The sequence below is a fragment of the Pseudoalteromonas sp. SD03 genome (assembly GCF_040937955.1).
Lineage (GTDB): Bacteria > Pseudomonadota > Gammaproteobacteria > Enterobacterales > Alteromonadaceae > Pseudoalteromonas > Pseudoalteromonas tetraodonis.
The window spans coordinates 3,165,225-3,187,833 of sequence record NZ_CP162514.1 but is presented as its reverse complement, the minus strand read 5'-3'; the positions used below and the strand labels follow the sequence as shown (position 1 = coordinate 3,187,833).

The window sequence follows — 22,609 nt, the reverse complement described above, 5'->3', positions numbered from 1 at the left end:
AACCATGGAAAACAAAAAACCTAGCAAAAGCTAGGTTTATTAGGGGGTTGTGAACAGCTGAGAGCAGCTGAAAATACTATTCTATGTTTTGGATCTGCTCACGCATTTGCTCAATCAGGACTTTTAGCTCTACAGCTGCGTTGGTGATGTCACTATTGATAGATTTAGATGCTAACGTGTTTGCTTCACGATTAAACTCTTGCATCATAAAATCTAAACGACGACCACAAGCACCACCTTTACTCAGGATTTTGCGAGTTTCTTTAACGTGCGACTTTAAACGGTCTAGCTCTTCGGCAACATCTTGCTTTTGTGCAAGATAAATCAGTTCTTGCTCAAGGCGTGACTCATCAATATTTGTTGTTAAATCTTCAAGCTTTTGTACTAACTTTTCACGTTGCCACTTAGTAATTTCTGGCATATGTGCTTCAACAATATCAACTTGCTCTAAAATGGCGGTTAATCGTGTAGTTATCATTTCTTCAAGGTTTGCACCTTCATCGCCACGCGCAGATTTAAAGTCTTCAATTACTTGGTCAAGACCACTAATAAGAGCTGTATTTACACTATCCATATCAATTTCTTGTGCTTCCATAACACCAGGCCAACGTAAAATATCCACAGGGTTAATGTCACCACTGCTTTGTTGCTGAACCCACTTAGCACTATTAATTAACTGCTCCGCCAGCGACTGATTAATTGATAATTCACCAACATGTGCGGGATTTGCGACAAATTTTAAGAAGACTTCTACCTTACCACGCTGTAAGTGCTTACGCAGACGCTCGCGAATAACGGGCTCCATGCCACGAAATTGCTCTGGTGCACGAATAAATGTTTCAAGGTAACGTTGGTTCACTGAACGAACTTCCCACGTGCCAGTGCCCCATTCGCCTTTTATTTCGCGACGCGCATAAGCTGTCATACTGTGGATCATGGATGATTTCCTACATTTTTAAATACAATAGTGTAATGATTATACCGTAACACTGCTTAAGCTCTAAAGAAAATTTAGCCTACTGAGTGTTTTTTAAACACACTTTAATCTAAATCAACATGGCATCTGTATTCACATCCACATATAATGTGGCAAATTCAGAATTAAGGGGATCGTCAATGCGTCCAAGCGAAAGAACACCTAATCAAATTAGACCGGTTACGTTTACACGTAACTATACTTTGCATGCTGAAGGCTCAGTATTAGTAGAGTTTGGTAACACTAAGGTACTTTGTACCGCGACAGTTGAAGCTGGCGTGCCACGCTTTATGAAAGGCCAAGGTAAAGGTTGGGTAAACGCAGAATATGGCATGTTACCGCGCGCAACACACACACGTAATAGTCGTGAGGCGACGCGAGGTAAACAAGGCGGTCGTACAATGGAAATACAGCGTCTGATTGCTCGCTCTTTACGTGCAGCAATAGATCTAAAAGCACTCGGTGAAAACACAATTACTATTGATTGTGATGTAATTCAAGCTGATGGTGGTACACGTACTGCATCAATTAGTGGTGCATGTGTCGCACTCGTTGATGCACTTACTTACATGCGTGCAAAAGGGATGATTAATTCAAATCCACTTAAGCATATGATCGCGGCTATTTCAGTTGGTATATATAAAGGCCAAGCGATTAGCGATTTAGAATACCTTGAAGACTCTGACGCTGAAACCGACATGAATGTAATTTTAACTGAAACAGGTAAAATTATTGAAGTACAAGGGACTGCTGAAGGCGAGCCTTTCTCGTTTGACGAACTTGATGAGCTACTTACACTCGCTAAGCACTCAATTCGTGAAATTATTGATGTACAAAAACAAGCACTAGCATAAATAGGTAATCAGCGATGAAAGAATATCAAAAAGAGTTTATTGAATTTGCTTTAGAAAAGCAGGTATTAAAGTTTGGTGAATTTACCTTAAAATCTGGCCGTACAAGTCCATACTTTTTTAATGCAGGTTTGTTTAATACCGGTCGTGATCTTGCTCGCTTAGGTCGCTTTTATGCAGCGGCACTTGAAGATGCAGCAATTGAATTTGATGTACTATTTGGTCCCGCTTATAAAGGTATTCCAATTGCAACAACTACCGCAGTTGCGTTAGCTGATCATTACAACAAAGATGTGCCTTACTGCTTTAACCGGAAAGAGAAAAAAGCACACGGTGAAGGTGGCAGCTTAGTAGGTTCGGATCTTAAAGGTAAGATAATGCTAGTTGATGATGTGATCACTGCAGGTACTGCAATTCGCGAATCTATGGAAATTATTGCTGAAAATGGCGCAGATTTAAGTGGTGTTTTAATCGCACTTGATCGCCAAGAAAAAGGTAAAGCTGAGCTTTCAGCTATACAAGAAGTAGAGCGTGACTTTAATACTCAAGTAACTTCTATTGTTAAATTGGCTGATCTAATCAGTTACCTTGAAAATCAAGGAACCATGGATGAGCATTTAGCGGCAGTAAAAGCATACCGAGATCAATACGGTGTAGCATAAGTAAGAGCCTCGCAAAAGCGGGGCTTTATTTTGTTTAAAATTTAGCAGAACTCGCACGAATAGTTAAAGCGAGTTAATTCTCATAGTCGAGTGATTAAATCCAACTATAGCCATAAAAGCATTAGCAGATCGTATAAGTACAGAGATTAATGTTCCATCGGATCAAGCTAAAGATATAAGATCTGCAGCGGTTACTCTCCTATTGGTGATCATGATGATCATTCTTTACACATTTAAGGGCTACCTCACAGTTAAACGCTTAAATACCGCGTTTATTGTTAATAAATTGATAGTTATGTTGTGTTTTTAGTATCTATCGTTCAAATATCCAGCGAACAGTCATTTATTTCAAGTTTTCTTCAAAAAAGGGTTGATCTGTTTTCGGATCTCCCTATAATGCGACCCCACTGAGACGGCAGAGCGCAACGCATAGCGAGGCACGAGCTACTCAGTGAGTCGAGTAAAACTTAGTTTCGAAAACTTTCAAGTTTAACAAAATTAAGTGTTGACAAAAAAATAGGAAAGCGTAACATGCGCAGCCCTAGCGAGATAAAGTTAAGCTCTTTAATCGCAACGTTCTTTAACAATATAAAGCAATCATCTGTGTGGGCACTCGTACAGATTGAGTTCTAACAGCCAAGCTACTTAGGTAGTGAGGCAAACAAATTTAGAGTCTCAATTTAAACTGAGTGACCAACAGAATAGTTACTTAGGTAATTATTCTGCACAGTCAATTCAATATCGAAAGATATTAAATAAATTCAGAATTCATTGAGCTGTCGAAAGACATAAAACTTTTTAATTGAAGAGTTTGATCATGGCTCAGATTGAACGCTGGCGGCAGGCCTAACACATGCAAGTCGAGCGGTAACATTTCTAGCTTGCTAGAAGATGACGAGCGGCGGACGGGTGAGTAATGCTTGGGAACATGCCTTGAGGTGGGGGACAACAGTTGGAAACGACTGCTAATACCGCATAATGTCTACGGACCAAAGGGGGCTTCGGCTCTCGCCTTTAGATTGGCCCAAGTGGGATTAGCTAGTTGGTGAGGTAATGGCTCACCAAGGCGACGATCCCTAGCTGGTTTGAGAGGATGATCAGCCACACTGGGACTGAGACACGGCCCAGACTCCTACGGGAGGCAGCAGTGGGGAATATTGCACAATGGGCGCAAGCCTGATGCAGCCATGCCGCGTGTGTGAAGAAGGCCTTCGGGTTGTAAAGCACTTTCAGTCAGGAGGAAAGGTTAGTAGTTAATACCTGCTAGCTGTGACGTTACTGACAGAAGAAGCACCGGCTAACTCCGTGCCAGCAGCCGCGGTAATACGGAGGGTGCGAGCGTTAATCGGAATTACTGGGCGTAAAGCGTACGCAGGCGGTTTGTTAAGCGAGATGTGAAAGCCCCGGGCTCAACCTGGGAACTGCATTTCGAACTGGCAAACTAGAGTGTGATAGAGGGTGGTAGAATTTCAGGTGTAGCGGTGAAATGCGTAGAGATCTGAAGGAATACCGATGGCGAAGGCAGCCACCTGGGTCAACACTGACGCTCATGTACGAAAGCGTGGGGAGCAAACAGGATTAGATACCCTGGTAGTCCACGCCGTAAACGATGTCTACTAGAAGCTCGGAACCTCGGTTCTGTTTTTCAAAGCTAACGCATTAAGTAGACCGCCTGGGGAGTACGGCCGCAAGGTTAAAACTCAAATGAATTGACGGGGGCCCGCACAAGCGGTGGAGCATGTGGTTTAATTCGATGCAACGCGAAGAACCTTACCTACACTTGACATACAGAGAACTTACTAGAGATAGTTTGGTGCCTTCGGGAACTCTGATACAGGTGCTGCATGGCTGTCGTCAGCTCGTGTTGTGAGATGTTGGGTTAAGTCCCGCAACGAGCGCAACCCCTATCCTTAGTTGCTAGCAGGTAATGCTGAGAACTCTAAGGAGACTGCCGGTGATAAACCGGAGGAAGGTGGGGACGACGTCAAGTCATCATGGCCCTTACGTGTAGGGCTACACACGTGCTACAATGGCGCATACAGAGTGCTGCGAACTCGCGAGAGTAAGCGAATCACTTAAAGTGCGTCGTAGTCCGGATTGGAGTCTGCAACTCGACTCCATGAAGTCGGAATCGCTAGTAATCGCGTATCAGAATGACGCGGTGAATACGTTCCCGGGCCTTGTACACACCGCCCGTCACACCATGGGAGTGGGTTGCTCCAGAAGTAGATAGTCTAACCCTCGGGAGGACGTTTACCACGGAGTGATTCATGACTGGGGTGAAGTCGTAACAAGGTAGCCCTAGGGGAACCTGGGGCTGGATCACCTCCTTATACGATTTAGAACTTATTTGTTCGTAGTGTCCACACAGATGATTGTTAGTTAGTTTTACCCTTTGGGTTTACTAATTAATATGCTCTTTAAAAATTTGGAAAAGCTGATAATAAAATTCGTATGAATACATTGTATTTGTACAGAGTTTTCAAAAGTAAAAAAGAATGATAGCAGTATCATTCAGTGCCATTTAATAAACGTTTAACGTTTGTTGATTGGTATCTACTTTAGTATTCAATATTAACTTCTGGCGAAGTTAAACTGTCACAAAACAAAGACCCGTTTGGGTTGTATGGTTAAGTGACTAAGCGTACACGGTGGATGCCTTGGCAGTTGGAGGCGATGAAGGACGTATTAACTTGCGATAAGCCTAGTCAAGCTAGTAAAAAGCACTTGAGACTAGGATTTCCGAATGGGGAAACCCACCTGCTTGCAGGTATCGTTAACTGAATACATAGGTTAACGAGGCGAACGCGGAGAACTGAAACATCTAAGTACCCGTAGGAAAAGAAATCAACCGAGATTCCGATAGTAGCGGCGAGCGAAATCGGAACAGCCCTTAAGCTTATTATGTGTTAATGGAAGGCTCTGGAAAGTGCCACGATACAGGGTGATAGTCCCGTACATGAAAACGCATTTTAAGTGAAATCGAGTAGGTCGGAGCACGTGAAACTTTGACTGAATATAGGTGGACCATCATCTAAGGCTAAATACTCCCAACTGACCGATAGTGAACCAGTACCGTGAGGGAAAGGCGAAAAGAACCCCTGTGAGGGGAGTGAAATAGAACCTGAAACCGTGTACGTACAAGCAGTAGGAGCCCACTTGTTGGGTGACTGCGTACCTTTTGTATAATGGGTCAGCGACTTATATTTTGTAGCGAGGTTAACCGATTAGGGTAGCCGTAGGGAAACCGAGTCTTAACTGGGCGAATAGTTGCAAGGTATAGACCCGAAACCCGGTGATCTAGCCATGGGCAGGTTGAAGGTTGAGTAACATCAACTGGAGGACCGAACCCACTAACGTTGAAAAGTTAGGGGATGACCTGTGGTTAGGAGTGAAAGGCTAATCAAACCGGGAGATAGCTGGTTCTCCCCGAAATCTATTTAGGTAGAGCCTCGGACGAATACTTACGGGGGTAGAGCACTGTTAAGGCTAGGGGGTCATCCCGACTTACCAACCCTTTGCAAACTCCGAATACCGTAAAGTAATATCCGGGAGACACACGGCGGGTGCTAACGTCCGTCGTGAAGAGGGAAACAACCCAGACCGCCAGCTAAGGTCCCAAAGTCATAGTTAAGTGGGAAACGATGTGGAAAGGCCCAGACAGCCAGGAGGTTGGCTTAGAAGCAGCCATCCTTTAAAGAAAGCGTAATAGCTCACTGGTCGAGTCGGTCTGCGCGGAAGATGTAACGGGGCTAAACTATGCACCGAAGCTGCGGATTCAAAATTTATTTTGAGTGGTAGGGGAGCGTTCTGTAAGCGGTTGAAGGTGTACCGGGAGGTATGCTGGACGTATCAGAAGTGCGAATGCTGACATGAGTAACGATAATGCGGGTGAAAAACCCGCACGCCGGAAGACCAAGGGTTCCTATCCCATGTTAATCAGGGTAGGGTAAGTCGACCCCTAAGGCGAGGCCGAAAGGCGTAGTCGATGGGAAACGGATTAATATTTCCGTACTTGGTATAATTGCGATGGGGGGACGGAGCAGGCTAAGCAAGCATGGCGATGGTAGTCCATGTGAAAGTGTGTAGGCTAGTGACTTAGGTAAATCCGGGTTACTGTTAGGCTGAGACACGAGACGAGTCACCAAGGTGATGAAGTTGCTGATGCCATACTTCCAGGAAAAGCCTCTAAGCTTCAGATTATACCGAATCGTACCCCAAACCGACACAGGTGGTCAGGTAGAGAATACTAAGGCGCTTGAGAGAACTCGGGTGAAGGAACTAGGCAAAATCGTACCGTAACTTCGGGAGAAGGTACGCTCCGATTGGTGATGAGACTTGCTCTTTAAGCTGATTGGAGCCGCAGTGACCAGGTGGCTGGGACTGTTTATTAAAAACACAGCACTGTGCAAAATCGCAAGATGACGTATACGGTGTGACACCTGCCCGGTGCCGGAAGGTTAATTGATGGGGTTATCTTCGGAGAAGCTCTTGATCGAAGCCCCGGTAAACGGCGGCCGTAACTATAACGGTCCTAAGGTAGCGAAATTCCTTGTCGGGTAAGTTCCGACCTGCACGAATGGTGTAACCATGGCCACGCTGTCTCCACCCGAGACTCAGTGAAATTGAAATCGCAGTGAAGATGCTGTGTACCCGCGGCTAGACGGAAAGACCCCGTGAACCTTTACTACAGCTTGGCACTGAACATTGAACCTACATGTGTAGGATAGGTGGGAGACTTAGAAGCAGAGACGCTAGTTTTTGTGGAGTCGTCCTTGAAATACCACCCTTGTAGTTTTGATGTTCTAACGTTGGCCCCTGAATCGGGGTTACGGACAGTGCCTGGTGGGTAGTTTGACTGGGGCGGTCTCCTCCCAAAGAGTAACGGAGGAGCACGAAGGTTGGCTAAGTACGGTCGGACATCGTACGGTTAGTGTAATGGTAGAAGCCAGCTTAACTGCGAGACAGACACGTCGAGCAGGTACGAAAGTAGGTCATAGTGATCCGGTGGTTCTGAATGGAAGGGCCATCGCTCAACGGATAAAAGGTACTCCGGGGATAACAGGCTGATACCGCCCAAGAGTTCATATCGACGGCGGTGTTTGGCACCTCGATGTCGGCTCATCACATCCTGGGGCTGAAGTCGGTCCCAAGGGTATGGCTGTTCGCCATTTAAAGTGGTACGCGAGCTGGGTTTAGAACGTCGTGAGACAGTTCGGTCCCTATCTGCCGTGGGCGTTTGAGAATTGAGAGGGGTTGCTCCTAGTACGAGAGGACCGGAGTGAACGAACCGCTGGTGTTCGGGTTGTCATGCCAATGGCATTGCCCGGTAGCTACGTTCGGAACTGATAAGCGCTGAAAGCATCTAAGCGCGAAGCAGGCCTCGAGATGAGTTCTCACTAGACTTTTAAAGTCTCTGAAGGGCCGTTGAAGACTACAACGTTGATAGGCAAGATGTGGAAGTGGTGTGAGCCATTAAGCTAACTTGTACTAATTACCCGTGAGGCTTAACCATACAACGCCAAACGCGTTTTATGTGATAGTTTAAGCGAAGAAGTTAATATAACTAAAGTAGATTACTTGAAGACTCTTTATTATCAGAAATTCCAAATTTTAGTAAGCTCGATTAAATCGAACTTACACCAAATTTGCTTGGTGACAATAGCGTTTTGGACCCACCTGACCCCATGCCGAACTCAGTAGTGAAACGAAACAGCGCCGATGATAGTGTAGCATTTGCTATGTGAAAGTAGGACATTACCAGGCTCCAAATTAAAGAAACCCGTTACAGCAATGTAGCGGGTTTTTTGCTGTTTGGGATTTAATAAAAAAACCAAGAGCCCATGCCGAACTCAGTAGTGGCCGCTCTCGTACATCCTGTACTTCACGGCATTCGTATTCCTATACATCAAACAAAACAGCGCGAAGGCAAGCCTCACACAAGGCCGCCCCGACACAAAGATAGTGTCGCATTTGCTATGTGGCTCTCTACCGCTGTGGGCACTACGACATCACCAGGCTCCAAATTAAAGAAAGCCGGACTAGCAATAGTCGAGCTTTTTTACGTCTGTAGGAAAGTGAAAATATTAGTTATAAGCCGTCAGCTATCAGCTGCACAGCGTTAACTTGACCACTGTATCATGGGTTGAGTATCTCGAAACCTATGGGTAAAAGAACGCGACGACCACCACCTTAGAGCCTAATACATACTCTACCGCTGTAGGTACCACAACATGCTACTGCGTTGTCGCTAAGAATAACGTATCGGTATCAGGTAGCAAATCCATATAAATTGGTAATAAATACTCAAATAAGGGGGTTGCGCCCTTATTCTGATTGATACATTTCTGATCTTACTTGAAAAAAAACCAATGAGCCCAAAGTCTACTTAATCAACACTTATTTTTATAGAGCCTATCATGTCGTTATTACCTTCATCTTCCAGCGTTAAGCAATTCGTATATTTAGCACAGCAAATAAGAGAGCATGAGGGTAATGCTGCAAAAGCCAGTGGTTGTGATCTGTTTACCCTAATGGAACGAGCGGGGCATGCCGCATTTTTAAATTGGAAATCATTCAATGCACAGCAGACTCTAGTACTCGTAGGGAGTGGCAATAACGCAGGAGATGGCTATATTGCGGCTAGCCTTATTAAGCAAGCCGATAGACATGTAGTGGTGTGTGCCGTAGATGAAAATAAAGAATTAACCGGCGATGCTGCAAAAGCACAAAAGCGCTGGATTGATGCCGGTGGTGAAATTTGTAACTTTAGCGCTGATGCACTCGATGAGTGTGATGTAATCATTGATGCATTACTGGGCACTGGTCTTGAAAATACGGTACGCGATAATGTTGCCACTATAATTAAAGCGGCGAATGAAAGCACTAAACCAATACTTAGTATTGATGTGCCATCAGGTATAAATGCTGATACAGGCCAACCTTTAGGTATTGCAATTAAAGCCACTAAAACAATTACTTTTGTAGGGGTAAAACAAGGGTTAACAACGGCTGCGGGTAAACAGTATGTTGGTGAACTTATCTTTGATGACTTGGCTATTGGCGAGTCATTCGTAGAATTAGCAAGCCCTTCGGGTAAGCTTATTAATATCAATACTTTTAAAGGCTTAGGCCCACGTGCTTTGAATAGTCATAAAGGTAGTTATGGAAAATTACTGTGTATTGGTGGGAATCAAGGAACTGCAGGTGCTATCAGGTTAACAAGCGAGGCAGCGCTTAGAGCTGGTGCTGGAATGGTCAGAGTGCATACCCATGAAAGCTCAATTATGCCAGTCAGTTTTGGCCGACCAGAGCTTATGGTAAGTAGTAATAACTTGCAACACGCATTGGAGTGGGCAAGCTGTGCTGTTATTGGCCCAGGCCTTGGACAAGACGAATGGGCACAAAATAACTTTAATCAAGTCATTGAGTATTGTACACGTAATAATATGCCTTTAGTTATTGATGCTGATGCACTTAATTTACTCGCTAAACAAGCTTCACCGAAAATGCCCACGCGGTGTGTACTTACCCCGCATCCGGGCGAAGCCTCTCGATTATTAAAGGTGACGACTGGGGAGATAGAGTCTGATCGGTTCAGCTATGTTCAACAATGTGCTAAACGTTACTCAGCAGTTTGTGTTTTAAAAGGCGCAGGAACTTTAATAGCCGATGGTAAGCATACTTGGGTTTGTGAAGAAGGAAGCCCTGCGCTTGCTGTTGGCGGTAGCGGTGATGTTCTTACTGGTATTGTAGGGGCATTACTTGCTCAAGGGTTAGATTGTGCTGAGGCGACTTGCTATGGTGTTACACTGCATGCTAAAGCGGGTGATATTGCTGGGCAAAAAAATGGAGAGCGAGGTATGCTACCTAGCGATCTGTTTTGTATAGTGAGGCGGTTAATTAATAATATAAAACCATAAGATAAAAGCATTCATATTAATTTTGTTCTTTTTTTGATAAATCCATTAACCTTCTTATACTTAGTTAACGCTGTTGGTTGTAACTGAGGTTAAAAATGTTAATACAGAAAAAAATGTATGCGGGAAGCTTATTACTTATCGTTTTCTCTTTGCTCGTTTTAACCGTAATTATGCAATGGGTGATAACGCCTATTATAAAAAATGAAGCTATTTCTGCAGCTAAGTTACAGGCTAAAGTAATCGGAGAATCATTTGCTAAGGATTTAGGAAAAAGTGCAGCATTAACTAAAAGCTTATCTGTTGTTGCTCAAACACTTCCCCTTGATAAAGATCAATTTATTAAAAATTTGGCACCGTTAATTGCTAGTGGTACAGGTATTGCCGGTGGTGGAATATGGCCAGAGCCAAATATGTTAGATGCATCAGCACAAAGGGCATCTTTGTTTTGGGCTAAGGGCGATAATGGTCAATACACTTTATTAGATGACTACAACCAAGCTGATAGCAGTCCATATCAACAAGAAAGCTGGTATACAAGTGCTGCTAACGCTCAACCAGGCGTATGTGTTTGGTCTGAGGCTTATGTTGATGCAGTCTCGAATGTGCCTATGGTAACTTGTTCCGTTAAAATTGAGCGTAATAATCAGTTTTGGGGAGTCGCTACTTTAGATATAGAGCTTTCTCATATTGAAAAGTCACTACTTGCTGAAAACCAAGCAACCGGTACCTACAGTTTTATTATTGATAGTGCGCAGCAGTTTGTTTCTATTCCTGCATTTAGAGATACGAATTTAGCCATGCTAAATTTTTCACAAGCTGTAAGTAAAGATAGCTCTTTACAGCCTTTAGTTAACGCCTTGAAAAATGAAGATAGACTCGTAGCTGAGTTTAGTTCAGGTGTCATAAAGGGGGATAGCTCAATTCTAGTGACATTCTCACTGCCGGAGCAAAAGTGGCGCTCTGGCGTGGTAATTCCAACAGCGATTGCAAAAAAAGCAGCTAATACGCTGACATATTATTTGTATGGTTCATTCATTGTACTCATTGTTATATTTATATCGGCATTATTAGTCTTTGGTAAGCGATTAGTTGAGCAAATAGAGCAGACTTCGGCGCAAGTTAGGTCATTAATGCAAGGGCAAACAGATTCTAAATTACCAATATCAGGGGATGATGAAATGAGTCATCTTTGCGAAGCTATTAATGATTACGGTGATCATCTTATTAAAATTCTTGGGCTGATTAAAGAAGAGGCGGCCTCAGTAAAAAACAATGCTGAATCTATTGATAACTTGAGTAGTAATAGTCAGCAACGCGCACATGAACTAATGCAAGAAAATGAACTGTTAGCCACGGCTATCAATGAAATGTCGATAGCGGCTTCATCGGCATCAGAAGATATTGGTGGCGTTGCAGATATTACCGCTAAGTCATCAGATCTTGTAAACTCTGGATTTAATGTTATTGAACAAAACGCAGAATCTATCCAGCTGTTGTTCAATAAACTAACTGAGTCGTCCAATGCAATATCACAAATCTCTGAAGATTCACAGCAGGTTGGTTCGGTATTAGATGTGATTATGAATATCTCTGAGCAAACTAATTTGCTTGCGCTTAATGCTGCTATTGAGGCTGCTCGTGCTGGTGATTCTGGAAGGGGGTTTGCGGTCGTTGCTGATGAAGTTAGAACACTGGCACAAAGAACGCAACAATCAGCTGGTGAGATTGAAACCATGATAAGTCAGTTACAACAAGCGGCTGCAAAAGGAGTCAGTGTTATTCAAGAATGCCGAGAGTTCTCAGAAGTGGTCAATGATCGTTCAAATACAACACGCACGCAATATGAAAATATAGTTGATGCATTTAACGACATTAAAGGGCGCTCAGCAAGTATTGCCGTAGCCACAGAAGAGCAGGCTCAAGTAACCGTCAATGTTAAAAAACTAGCGGAACGGATCCGAGAAATATCAGGGCAAAATGCTGCCGATGCCGAAGACTTTAGAGAAGTAAGTAAAGCCTCTAATAGTCAAGCACAAAGGCTATACGACATTAGTCAGCAGTAACTCAATATAAAAAATCCAAGCCTTGCTTGGATTTTTTATATAAATTTGTTTATTAATTTAAAATTATGAGGATTTAAAAGTCTATCTATGAAGCTCGCCAGCTCTTTCTGGTTGATAAGTTACCTCTTTAATAGTTACTGTTATTAACCCACCGCCTGGCTTTGGCCATTCAATTTGATCTCCCTGTGAAAGGCCAAGTAATGCACTACCAACAGGGGCTAAGATTGATATTTTGTTGCCACTTGAGTCAATATTCTTCGGGTAAACAAGCGTTAAAGTAAACTCCTCACCTGTAGATTCAACAACAAAGTTCACTGTTGAATTCATGGTTACCACGGTTGAGGGAACTTCGTGTGGCTCAACGATGTTAGCCCTACCAAGTTCTGCTTCAAGTTCTTTTTCACCCGCAAAACTGTTCGCAGGTAACGATTCCATTAGCGCATACAATCGATCTGCATCCAGTGATGAGATGATTATTTCAGGTTTAGTATTCAACTTAATATCCTTAATCATGTTAAATAAAATTTACTCTGGGTATAGCTTGCAGGAACTCAGTTGCATTGGAATACACTGAGATAATTTTATTGTTGTCTTAGTGAATTTATTTTATCTCTATTGCTAAAAACCCAGCCGAAGCTGGGTTTTATTTGAGCTAGGTGTGTGAGGGAATGATTTACATCATGCCGCCCATACCACCCATTCCGCCCATGCCACCCATATCAGGAGCGCCCGCTTCTTCTTTAGGAATTTCAGCGACCATTGCTTCTGTGGTGATCATTAGACCGGCAATCGATCCTGCAAATTGTAATGCAGAACGGGTTACTTTCGTTGGATCTAGGATACCCATTTCAATCATGTCGTTGTATTCGCCAGTGGCTGCGTTGTAACCGTAGTTACCTTCACCGCCTTTCACTGCGTTAATAACAACAGATGCTTCGTCGCCTGCGTTTGTAACGATTTGACGAAGTGGTGCTTCCATCGCGCGAAGTGCCACTTTAATACCGTGGTTTTGGTCTTCGTTATCGCCTAGTAAATCTGCTAATTTGCTAGCAGCACGCACTAAGGCAACACCGCCACCTGGTACAACACCTTCTTCAACCGCTGCGCGAGTTGCATGTAATGCATCTTCAACACGATCTTTTTTCTCTTTCATTTCAATTTCAGTAGCGGCACCTACTTTGATTACTGCAACACCGCCAGCTAATTTAGCCATGCGCTCTTGTAGCTTTTCTTTATCGTAGTCTGAAGTCGCTTCTTCAATTTGTGCTTTGATTTGTGCAACACGGCCGTTAATACCGTCTTCTTCACCAGCACCATCAATGATTGTTGTGTCGTCTTTAGTGATTACTACGCGTTTAGCTGTCCCTAAGTCTTCAACTGTTGCTTTTTCAAGCTCAAGGCCGATTTCTTCAGAAATCACAGTACCGCCAGTTAATACCGCGATATCTTGTAGCATTGCTTTACGGCGATCGCCAAAACCAGGTGCTTTAACCGCTGATACTTTTACAATACCACGCATGTTATTCACTACTAGTGTCGCTAACGCTTCACCTTCAAGGTCTTCTGCGATGATGAGCAGAGGTTTACTTGCTTTAGCAACCGCTTCTAATGTTGGTAATAATTCACGGATGTTAGATATTTTTTTATCTACAAGTAAGATAAATGGGTTATCTAGCTCAACCGCGCCTTTTTCAGCGTTGTTGATAAAGTATGGAGATAAGTAACCACGGTCAAACTGCATGCCTTCTACAACATCTAATTCGTTTTCAAGTGATTGCCCTTCTTCAACCGTAATAACACCTGTGTTACGGCCTACTTTTTCCATTGCATCAGCAATGATTTCACCAATTTCTTTATCAGAGTTAGCTGAAATAGTACCTACTTGTGCAATCGCTTTAGTATCAGCACATGGAACAGAAAGCGCTTTAAGTTCTGCAACTGCAGCAATGATTGCTTTATCAATACCGCGCTTAAGATCCATTGGGTTCATACCCGCAGCAACCGCTTTAAGACCTTCGTTTACAATAGACTGAGCAAGCACAGTTGCGGTAGTGGTACCGTCACCAGCAGCATCATTTGCTTTAGACGCTACTTCTTTAACCATTTGTGCGCCCATATTTTCAAACTTGTCTTCAAGTTCGATTTCTTTTGCTACAGATACACCATCTTTGGTGATCACAGGAGAGCCAAATGATTTGTCTAATACAACGTTACGACCTTTAGGGCCTAATGTTACTTTTACTGCATTTGCTAGAATATTTACGCCAGTTAGCATTTTTGCACGTGCGTCGCCTGCAAACAGTACTTCTTTTGCTGCCATGTTTAATTTCCTCTAAATTCTTAAAATGTGTGTTAAACGAAAAGTAGGTTTAGCCTACAATGCCTAAAATATTGTCTTCACGCATGATCAGGTACTCTTGACCTTCGATCTTTTCTGTTTTTTCAACATATGAGCCAAATAACACAGTGTCACCGGCTTTCACTTCTAATGCTCGAACGTCACCGTTTTCTAAAACGCGACCATTACCTACGGCAACAACTTCTCCGCGAGTTGATTTTTCAGCTGCAGAGCCAGTTAATACAATACCGCCAGCAGACTTGGTTTCTTCTTCTAGACGCTTGATGATTACGCGATCTTGTAAAGGACGAATGTTCATGTTTTTAGTTCTCCTAACAGTTTCTGAACAGTACAGAAAAAAGTGTATCTAATTTGCTTTCATTAATGGGGGTGGAGTGAAAAATTCCAAGAGAAAAAATGATAAATTTTTAATCTTTTCGCTCGTATTCACCATCTATGGTCTTAGGGCGGTTTTCATCTTGCTCATGATGCATTGATTGATGAGTTTGCGAAAACCCTGAAGTGCCAGTTTGATGCATGCTAGCGCTCATTCTTACAGTTGCTTGACTAGCAAGTCCTGCAGCTAATTTGTTACGAATAGCAGGGGTAAGGAGTAGTAAGCCAAATACATCTGTCATAATGCCGGGTGTTAATAAAAGTACCCCTGCAATAATTACGCAAATACCGGTAAACAATTCTTTAGCAGGCATTTGCCCTTGAGCCATTTGCACTTGTACGTTTTGTAGTGCGCCCATTCCTTGCTGTTTCACCATTTTCGCACCCACAATCGCGGTTAGTACCACTAAAGCGATTGTTGCGAAGCCACCTATCACGTCACTAACCTGAATTAGTAAGGCAATTTCAATAATAGGGATGATGATAAACAGCAAAAATAAAATTCTAAACATAAGACTCTCTAAAAAAAATGACACTTATTAAGGTGCTAATGAAATATAAGTGAGGGTTGTCGGGTCTATTTTCAAGCTAATAAGAGTAAGTAATAAACGTTAATGTTAGTAAAGTTATAGGTAGCGGGTTTAAATCAATTTACTGCAAAGACCCAAAATGTAGACAGAGTTCGTGTCTACACATTATACCCGCTATCAGCTACTATGGGGCTAGACCCCTGTAAACAAGTAAAGGTTCACTATGACAACGCAATTTAAACTTATTTTTACCACTTGCAAAGATAACGATGAAGCCCGTTTATTGGCTATGGCGCTAATTGAAAAGAAATTAGCTGCTTGTGTAAATATTTTACCGGCCATGACTTCTATTTACATATGGGAAGGTGAAGTAGCTGAAGCAACTGAAGTAAAGCTGCTAATTAAAACTAAGGCTGACAAAATGAACGATGTATTTTTAACCTTAAAAGATCTTCACAGCTACGAAGTACCAGAAATACAAGTTGTTGATGTAGCAACGGGTAACTTGGCTTACTTTAATTGGATGGACGAGGTGCTTCATTAATGCGCTTTATTTTATTTTTTTTATTAAGCGTATTAATGGCGCCTGCTTGGGCGGCACAAAATACCCTTGATGATTTTCTAAAACCGACTCAGCACACATTTTTACCGGTAAATGAAGCGTTTGTATTTGATTTTGACCAGCAAGGAAGTACGTTATTTGTTGGTTGGGATATCGCTGATGACTATTACCTATATAAAGATAAAATAGAAATTATTGCCAAAGGTGCCAGCATTGACGTGCCTGAGTTGGGCGCTGGTGAAATAATTGAAGATGAATTTTTTGGCAAAACTGAGGTGTTTTTTAATTCTCTTAGCGTTATCAGCAAACTAAGTAATGTGAGTGAAGATGGCGTTGTTAAGGTGCGTTATCAAGGCTGTGCAAAAGCAGGGCTGTGTTATCCACCTGAAATCATCAGCATTCCATTAAGTGTACTGGCAAGTGAAACTAATACTAATGACAGTACCGCAGCAAGCAGTGCATTTGCAGCACTTAGCCAATCTGCAGAAAAACCAGCAACTGCATCAACACCTGATAAAGAGCTCACATTTACAGAGCAGTTAGCCAGCCAAAGCTTAATGGTTAACTTAGCTATTTTCTTTGCCGTGGGTGTGGGTTTGGCATTTACACCGTGTGTATTTCCGATGTTCCCTATTTTATCTAGCTTAATTGCGGGTCAAAAGAACCTATCTACCAAAAAAGCATTTGCCCTATCATTTGTTTATATTCAAGGCATGGCGGTTACCTATGCAGCATTAGGGCTTGTGGTTGCTGCGTTAGGCGGGCAAGTGCAAGGCTATTTACAGCATCCATATGTATTAATTAGCTTTAGCTTATTATTTGTACTGCTGGCTATGTCGATGTTTGGTTGGTACGAAATAAAGTTACCCAGCGGCATGATGAACAAGCTAACCCAAGTGAGCAACAACCAAAAAGGCGGTAACTATATTGGGGTGTTCTTGATGGGGGTTTTATCAGGGCTTATTGCATCTCCTTGCACTACAGCGCCTTTATCAGCCGCATTATTATTTGTGGCACAAAGCGGCGATTACCTAGTCGGCGGGCTAACACTTTACGTACTGAGTTTAGGTATGGGGCTACCGCTGTTATTATTAGGTACATCGGGAGGTAAGCTATTACCGAAAGCTGGCGGCTGGATGGAACAAGTTAAAACCTTATTTGGTTTTATTATGTTAGTTGTGCCACTTATTTTGCTAGAGCGCATTATAGATATTGAAATTATTATGCTTATGGCAGGCTTATTAGCTATCGCCACAGCGCTTTATTTCCACTATTGGCAAAGCGCCCAAACTCAAGGCAAATTAAAAACCTTATTGTGGTTTATGGCTGTTTTATTGATGCTTACTGGCTTTAATTTAACCCAAAACTATTTTTGGCCAACACAAGCCGTGAGTTTACAAACAACCTCGCAAAGCAATGAGTTTAAACACGTTGCCAATTTAGCCGAGCTTAAACAAGCCGTATCACAAGCAAATAGCGAAGGGCGCATGGTTATGGTGGACTTATACGCTGACTGGTGTGTAGCGTGTAAAGAGTTTGAGCATTACACCTTTCCCGACCCGCAAGTACAAAGTGAGTTTAGCCATTACCAACTGATTCAAATTGACTTAACCCAAAGCGATAATGAAACAATTGAGCTAATGGAAGCATATTCAGTGTTTGGTTTACCGAGTATTTTATTCTTTAATACTCAAGGTGAAGAGCTAAGTGCACAACGTGTCACTGGCTTTTTAAATGCGGATGATTTCGCTAAGCACCTTGCTGCAGTGCGTGCCAGCGCTGAATAACCATTCTATATGGCACAACATGATTGTTAATGTTGTGCCATTATTCCCCCTTAAGATACGTCCCCAAAATAGAGATTAGACCAGTATTTTGCTGCTATTTACTTCGAAATCACTATAATAGTTGGTTAACGTGAGAAATTGTTGCTATCTTACTTTTTTCAGCTTACTTTTTAGTGAAAAATTAGTTAGTAACCGCTTAACTCATTACTTATAGGATATATCGCGTATTATGGCTGCAAAATTAAAGATTTTAGTTATAAATGGCCCAAATTTAAACATGCTAGGAAAGCGTGAGCCCGATAAGTACGGTTCGCACTCTTTAGAGCATATTATGAGCGAGTTAAACAGCGCTGCTAATAGTTTAGATGTGGCGTTAACGCATTTTCAAAGTAATAGTGAGCAAGCGCTCATTGAACGCATTCATGATGCTTGGCAAGCGGTTGATTACATCATTATTAACCCTGCAGCATTTACGCACACAAGCGTCGCATTACGTGATGCATTGCTAAGCGTTGATATTCCGTTTTTTGAAGTGCATTTAAGTAATGTGCATGCACGTGAAACGTTTCGCCATCATTCTTATTTTTCTGATGTGGCGCAAGGCGTTATTTGTGGATTAGGTGCAATGGGCTATCACGCTGCTTTACATGCAGCGGTGAGCCGATTGCAAAACTCAAACTAAATTTAAACTAACAAACTAATAGGCGGGTCGTTTATGGATATTCGCAAGATCAAAAAACTAATTGAATTAGTAGAAGAATCAGGTATTGCAGAACTAGAAATCACTGAAGGTGAAGAATCAGTACGTATTAACCGTAACAACATGAGTGCCGGCCCTGCATACGCGCAATTTGCTCCACAGCAATATGCTCCAGCACCCGCTCCTGCGGCTGCACCAGCAGCACCTGTAGCAGAGTCTGAAGCACCAGCGGCAGGTCCTACAGGACACCAAGTTAAATCACCTATGGTAGGTTCTTTTTACGCAGCAGCTTCTCCAGAAGCGCCAGCATATGTTGAAGTCGGTTCACAGGTTAAAGTTGGCGACACATTATGTATCGTTGAAGCAATGAAAATGATGAACCAAATTGAGTCAGATAAAGCCGGTACAGTAAAAGCTATTTTAGTAGAAAACGGCGAGCCAGTAGAATTTGATCAACCTTTATTCATCATTGAATAATAGCGCAACGTAAAAGGCCAACTCTCATGTTAGATAAAGTAGTCATTGCAAACCGAGGTGAAATTGCACTTCGTATATTGCGCGCCTGCAAAGAGCTTGGGATCAAAACGGTTGCTGTGCATTCAACGGCGGATCGCGATCTTAAGCACGTATTACTAGCAGATGAAACCATCTGTATTGGTAAACCAGCAGCAACTGAAAGTTACTTAGACATTCCACGCATTATTGCCGCAGCTGAAATAACTGATGCGGTCGCTATTCACCCAGGTTATGGTTTTCTTGCCGAAAATGCCGACTTTGCCGACCAAGTTGAGCAAAGTGGCTTTGTATTTATTGGTCCTCGTGGCGACACTATTCGCCTAATGGGCGACAAAGTATCAGCTATCGAAGCGATGCGTAAAGCCGGTGTTCCATGTGTGCCAGGTTCTGATGGTCCGGTATCGGATGATAAAGAACGCAACATGCAAATTGCTAAGCGTATTGGTTACCCGGTAATTATTAAAGCAGCTGGCGGCGGCGGTGGTCGTGGTATGCGTGTTGTACGCAACGAGGCTGAGTTAATCAACTCGATTGCGCTTACGCAGCAAGAAGCTAAGCAGTTCTTTGGCAACAGCATGGTTTACATGGAAAAATTCCTTGAAAACCCACGCCACATTGAAGTGCAAGTATTGGCCGATGGTCAAGGTAACGCGGTTCATCTAGGTGAGCGTGATTGTTCAATGCAACGTCGCCACCAAAAAGTAGTGGAAGAGGCGCCAGCACCAGGGATTACTGCAGAAGTACGTAAGTTCATTGGTGAGCGTTGTACACGTGCGTGTATCGAAATTGGTTATCGTGGTGCAGGTACGTTTGAGTTTTTATACGAAAACGGCGAGTTTTACTTCATTGAAATGAATACCCGTATTCAGGTTGAACACCCAGTGACTGAAATGGTTACCGGTGTGGATTTAATCAAAGAGCAGCTAAAAATTGCCGCTGGTCAGCCATTATCATTCACTCAAGACGACGTTGTTATTCGTGGCCACGCTATTGAGTGTCGTATTAATGCTGAAGACCCTGAAACCTTTATTCCATCACCAGGTAAAATCACTCGCTTTCATCCAGCTGGTGGTTTAGGTATTCGTTGGGACAGCCATATTTATGCTGATTACACGGTACCGCCACATTACGATTCTATGATTGGTAAGCTGATCACTTACGGTGAAAACCGTGATGTTGCTATTGCTCGCGCTCGTAATGCATTGAATGAGTTGGTAATCGACGGTATTAAAACGAATACGCCATTGCATAAACGCATTCTTGCAGATGAAAACTTCAAAAACGGTGGTACAAATATCCACTACCTTGAGAAGAAATTAGGGCTGTAAAGTCTATGCTAATTAAAAACCGGCTCAGGCCGGTTTTTTTATCTTTAAAAAAGAGGCAGTATCACCTTAAATAAATAATCTGGTATGATTAACAAATATGCGCTTTTCGTAAATTTTGAGGTAATCATGTCGTGTAGTTTTGATTTTCATTTAGTCGATGAAAATGCCACTGTTGCTATGGGTAATAAATTAGCTGCCATAATAGAACAGGGCGCAGTTATTTATTTGCATGGTGATTTGGGGGCCGGTAAAACGACATTTACTCGCGGTATAGTGCAAGGTTTTGGTCATACAGGTAAGGTTAAAAGTCCCACTTATACACTTGTTGAACCTTACGAGCTTGTGCGTGGCAATGTCTATCATTTTGACTTATACCGATTAGGTGACCCAGAAGAGCTTGAATTTATGGGAATTCGTGATTATTTTTCAGAAACGGCAACTTGTATTGTTGAGTGGCCGGAAAAAGGCGGAGAATTTATTCCTGTTCCCGATCTAAATGCTACGCTAAGTTATGTAGGTGATGAGCGTAAAATTGTTATTAACAGTGCTAGTGAGCGTGGTGTAGCAATTGTCGAAAAACTAAATAATAGATAATAAAATAGTTAAGGCAGTGATTATCAAAATGAGTCGTGGTTTAGTTAAACTTTTTATTTACCTCATGGTTTTTACAGTGAGCTTGCCATTGTGGGCGCAAAACACTATTAATAGTGTGCGTGTCTGGCCATCCCCTGATAGCACCCGGGTGGTGTTTGATCTCGACGATAAACCCGATTTCAGCTACTTTATGCTAAAAAATCCAAGCCGTTTAGTGGTTGATTTAGAAAACACTGATGAGTTGAAAACATTGCCAGGTGTGCCACCAAAACACCAAATTGTTAGTAAGTTACGTTACTCGAAACCTAAAAATAAACACAGCGTGCGTTTAGTGTTTGAATTAAATGGGCCAGTTAAACCGGTTATATTTGCACTAGCCCCCACAGGCCCTTATAAAAATAGATTGGTGGTCGATTTATACGATAAAAGCCAAGCTAAAGGTGCAATTACCCCTGCGCAAACGGCGGCTAAAAAACGCCAATTAAGCCAAGAGCGCGATATTGTAATTGCTATTGATGCAGGGCATGGCGGTGAAGACCCTGGATCCATTGGCCCGTCAGGCACTTACGAAAAAGACATTACACTGCAAATTGCCAAGCGTTTAGAGCGGATGATTGATGCTGAGCGAGGCATGATTTCGCGTATGGTTCGCAGTGGCGATTACTTTGTAAAACTCAATACACGTACCAACCGCGCACGTCAGAAAAAAGCAGACTTTTTTGTTTCTATTCATGCAGATGCGTTTACCAGCCCTGGGCCAAATGGTGCTTCTGTATGGGTGTTGTCGCTGCGACGTGCCAATTCAGAAATTGGTAAATGGATTGAGGATAAAGAAAAACACTCTGAGTTACTTGGCGGTGCTGCCGATGTAATTAAAGATGCTGCAAATGAAAAGTACTTAGCGCAAGCCTTGCTTGATATGTCGATGGATCACTCCATGAAAACCGGCTTAAACGTGGCTGAGGAAGTAGTTAAAGAGCTACGAAAGGTGGCTAAACTTCATAAAAAAGAGCCGCAACATGCCAGCCTTGCAGTATTAAAGTCGCCAGATATTCCGTCTATTTTGGTTGAAACTGGGTTTATCTCTAATCCACGTGAAGAGCGACTGCTTAAAAGTGCCAATCATCAAGAGCGCTTAGCTAAAGCCATGTTTACCTCAATTAAAAATTACTATTTACGTAACCCGCCTGACGACTCACTGTTTGCGTCATTAAAGTCTCAGTATCCAACAAAACATAAAGTACGTCCTGGTGAGTCACTGAGCATGTTGGCAGGTCGATATGGCGTGAGTATCAGTAAAATAAAACAAGTTAATAAGCTCAGTTCAAATACGCTATTTATTGGTCAGGAACTTGATATTCCTCAGAGTTAATTTTAAAAGCGC

17 protein-coding genes and 3 rRNA genes are annotated in these 22,609 nt (G+C 42.6%); 15 read left to right on the top strand and 5 right to left on the bottom strand.

What is annotated here, in order from left to right:
- Positions 1-76 precede the first annotated feature (76 nt).
- Entirely contained in the window at positions 77-937 is an 861-nt protein-coding gene (locus ABZP26_RS14850) for a YicC/YloC family endoribonuclease (RefSeq protein WP_013466042.1), read from the bottom strand.
- A gap of 179 nt (positions 938-1,116) precedes the next feature.
- Between ABZP26_RS14850 and rph the strand changes: the two genes are divergently transcribed.
- From rph to ABZP26_RS14810, 8 genes are all read left to right on the top strand, one after another.
- Positions 1,117-1,830, top strand: coding sequence for a ribonuclease PH (rph, locus tag ABZP26_RS14845; RefSeq protein ID WP_008111261.1), 714 nt, complete (start codon positions 1,117-1,119; stop codon positions 1,828-1,830).
- Between the two features lie 14 nt (positions 1,831-1,844).
- Positions 1,845-2,489 (top strand): orotate phosphoribosyltransferase, encoded by a 645-nt coding sequence (pyrE, locus tag ABZP26_RS14840; RefSeq protein ID WP_368485111.1) that lies wholly within the window; start codon positions 1,845-1,847, stop codon positions 2,487-2,489.
- Positions 2,490-2,595: 106 nt separating this feature from the next.
- Positions 2,596-2,799 (top strand): diacylglycerol kinase, encoded by a 204-nt coding sequence (locus ABZP26_RS14835; RefSeq protein ID WP_331280066.1) that lies wholly within the window; start codon positions 2,596-2,598, stop codon positions 2,797-2,799.
- Positions 2,800-3,288: 489 nt separating this feature from the next.
- Positions 3,289-4,822, top strand: a 16S ribosomal RNA gene (locus tag ABZP26_RS14830).
- Between the two features lie 295 nt (positions 4,823-5,117).
- A 23S ribosomal RNA gene (locus tag ABZP26_RS14825) occupies positions 5,118-8,004 on the top strand.
- Between the two features lie 136 nt (positions 8,005-8,140).
- Positions 8,141-8,255, top strand: a 5S ribosomal RNA gene (gene rrf, locus ABZP26_RS14820).
- Together the 16S, 23S and 5S rRNA genes form the textbook arrangement of a ribosomal RNA operon.
- Before the next feature lie 653 nt (positions 8,256-8,908).
- Positions 8,909-10,411: an NAD(P)H-hydrate dehydratase gene (locus ABZP26_RS14815; protein WP_368485110.1), complete on the top strand. Its 1,503-nt coding sequence runs from the start codon at positions 8,909-8,911 to the stop codon at positions 10,409-10,411.
- Between the two features lie 95 nt (positions 10,412-10,506).
- Positions 10,507-12,474, top strand: coding sequence for a methyl-accepting chemotaxis protein (locus tag ABZP26_RS14810; protein WP_368485109.1), 1,968 nt, complete (start codon positions 10,507-10,509; stop codon positions 12,472-12,474).
- 81 nt (positions 12,475-12,555) lie between these two features.
- Here ABZP26_RS14810 and rnk read toward each other — a convergent pair whose 3' ends face one another.
- The 4 genes from rnk to ABZP26_RS14790 all read right to left on the bottom strand — a co-directional run bounded on the left by rnk (position 12,556) and on the right by ABZP26_RS14790 (position 15,720).
- Complete coding sequence (rnk, locus tag ABZP26_RS14805) at positions 12,556-12,969, bottom strand: nucleoside diphosphate kinase regulator (RefSeq protein ID WP_024601929.1); 414 nt, start codon at positions 12,967-12,969, stop codon at positions 12,556-12,558.
- Between the two features lie 178 nt (positions 12,970-13,147).
- Positions 13,148-14,794 carry a chaperonin GroEL gene (gene groL / locus ABZP26_RS14800; RefSeq protein WP_013466037.1) on the bottom strand — a complete coding sequence of 549 codons (1,647 nt, stop codon included), beginning with the start codon at positions 14,792-14,794 and terminating at the stop codon, positions 13,148-13,150.
- Positions 14,795-14,843: 49 nt separating this feature from the next.
- Positions 14,844-15,131 (bottom strand): co-chaperone GroES, encoded by a 288-nt coding sequence (locus ABZP26_RS14795; protein ID WP_008113511.1) that lies wholly within the window; start codon positions 15,129-15,131, stop codon positions 14,844-14,846.
- 109 nt (positions 15,132-15,240) lie between these two features.
- On the bottom strand, positions 15,241-15,720 hold the full coding sequence (locus ABZP26_RS14790; protein ID WP_064664113.1) for an FxsA family protein: 480 nt from the start codon (positions 15,718-15,720) through the stop codon (positions 15,241-15,243).
- 241 nt (positions 15,721-15,961) lie between these two features.
- On the opposite strand from ABZP26_RS14790, the gene cutA reads away from it, so the two are divergent.
- The 7 genes from cutA to ABZP26_RS14755 all read left to right on the top strand — a co-directional run bounded on the left by cutA (position 15,962) and on the right by ABZP26_RS14755 (position 22,597).
- Entirely contained in the window at positions 15,962-16,282 is a 321-nt protein-coding gene (cutA, locus tag ABZP26_RS14785) for a divalent-cation tolerance protein CutA (protein WP_013466035.1), read from the top strand.
- Positions 16,282-18,087 (top strand): protein-disulfide reductase DsbD, encoded by a 1,806-nt coding sequence (locus tag ABZP26_RS14780; protein ID WP_024601931.1) that lies wholly within the window; start codon positions 16,282-16,284, stop codon positions 18,085-18,087. Before cutA ends, ABZP26_RS14780 begins: the two co-directional genes overlap by 1 nt.
- Before the next feature lie 229 nt (positions 18,088-18,316).
- A complete protein-coding gene (gene aroQ / locus ABZP26_RS14775) occupies positions 18,317-18,769 on the top strand; it encodes a type II 3-dehydroquinate dehydratase (RefSeq protein ID WP_013466033.1) in 453 nt (150 codons plus the stop codon).
- 33 nt (positions 18,770-18,802) lie between these two features.
- Positions 18,803-19,264: an acetyl-CoA carboxylase biotin carboxyl carrier protein gene (gene accB, locus ABZP26_RS14770; protein WP_024601932.1), complete on the top strand. Its 462-nt coding sequence runs from the start codon at positions 18,803-18,805 to the stop codon at positions 19,262-19,264.
- A gap of 26 nt (positions 19,265-19,290) precedes the next feature.
- Positions 19,291-20,631, top strand: coding sequence for an acetyl-CoA carboxylase biotin carboxylase subunit (gene accC / locus ABZP26_RS14765; RefSeq protein ID WP_013466031.1), 1,341 nt, complete (start codon positions 19,291-19,293; stop codon positions 20,629-20,631).
- A gap of 126 nt (positions 20,632-20,757) precedes the next feature.
- Positions 20,758-21,225 (top strand): tRNA (adenosine(37)-N6)-threonylcarbamoyltransferase complex ATPase subunit type 1 TsaE, encoded by a 468-nt coding sequence (gene tsaE / locus ABZP26_RS14760; protein ID WP_013466030.1) that lies wholly within the window; start codon positions 20,758-20,760, stop codon positions 21,223-21,225.
- A 28-nt stretch (positions 21,226-21,253) separates the two neighbouring features.
- Positions 21,254-22,597 (top strand): N-acetylmuramoyl-L-alanine amidase, encoded by a 1,344-nt coding sequence (locus tag ABZP26_RS14755; RefSeq protein ID WP_024601933.1) that lies wholly within the window; start codon positions 21,254-21,256, stop codon positions 22,595-22,597.
- Positions 22,598-22,609: the final 12 nt, after the last annotated feature.

Excerpts from the sequence above, each read along its gene's own strand:
- ABZP26_RS14850 (WP_013466042.1), bottom strand. The coding sequence starts at position 937 with ATGATCCACAGTATGACAGCTTATGCGCGTCGCGAAATAAAAGGCGAA.
- rph (WP_008111261.1), top strand. The coding sequence starts at position 1,117 with ATGCGTCCAAGCGAAAGAACACCTAATCAAATTAGACCGGTTACGTTT.
- pyrE (WP_368485111.1), top strand. The coding sequence starts at position 1,845 with ATGAAAGAATATCAAAAAGAGTTTATTGAATTTGCTTTAGAAAAGCAG.
- ABZP26_RS14815 (WP_368485110.1), top strand. The coding sequence starts at position 8,909 with ATGTCGTTATTACCTTCATCTTCCAGCGTTAAGCAATTCGTATATTTA.
- ABZP26_RS14810 (WP_368485109.1), top strand. The coding sequence starts at position 10,507 with ATGTTAATACAGAAAAAAATGTATGCGGGAAGCTTATTACTTATCGTT.
- groL (WP_013466037.1), bottom strand. The coding sequence starts at position 14,794 with ATGGCAGCAAAAGAAGTACTGTTTGCAGGCGACGCACGTGCAAAAATG.
- ABZP26_RS14795 (WP_008113511.1), bottom strand. The coding sequence starts at position 15,131 with ATGAACATTCGTCCTTTACAAGATCGCGTAATCATCAAGCGTCTAGAA.
- ABZP26_RS14790 (WP_064664113.1), bottom strand. The coding sequence starts at position 15,720 with ATGTTTAGAATTTTATTTTTGCTGTTTATCATCATCCCTATTATTGAA.
- cutA (WP_013466035.1), top strand. The coding sequence starts at position 15,962 with ATGACAACGCAATTTAAACTTATTTTTACCACTTGCAAAGATAACGAT.
- ABZP26_RS14780 (WP_024601931.1), top strand. The coding sequence starts at position 16,282 with ATGCGCTTTATTTTATTTTTTTTATTAAGCGTATTAATGGCGCCTGCT.
- aroQ (WP_013466033.1), top strand. The coding sequence starts at position 18,317 with ATGGCTGCAAAATTAAAGATTTTAGTTATAAATGGCCCAAATTTAAAC.
- accB (WP_024601932.1), top strand. The coding sequence starts at position 18,803 with ATGGATATTCGCAAGATCAAAAAACTAATTGAATTAGTAGAAGAATCA.
- accC (WP_013466031.1), top strand. The coding sequence starts at position 19,291 with ATGTTAGATAAAGTAGTCATTGCAAACCGAGGTGAAATTGCACTTCGT.
- tsaE (WP_013466030.1), top strand. The coding sequence starts at position 20,758 with ATGTCGTGTAGTTTTGATTTTCATTTAGTCGATGAAAATGCCACTGTT.
- ABZP26_RS14755 (WP_024601933.1), top strand. The coding sequence starts at position 21,254 with ATGAGTCGTGGTTTAGTTAAACTTTTTATTTACCTCATGGTTTTTACA.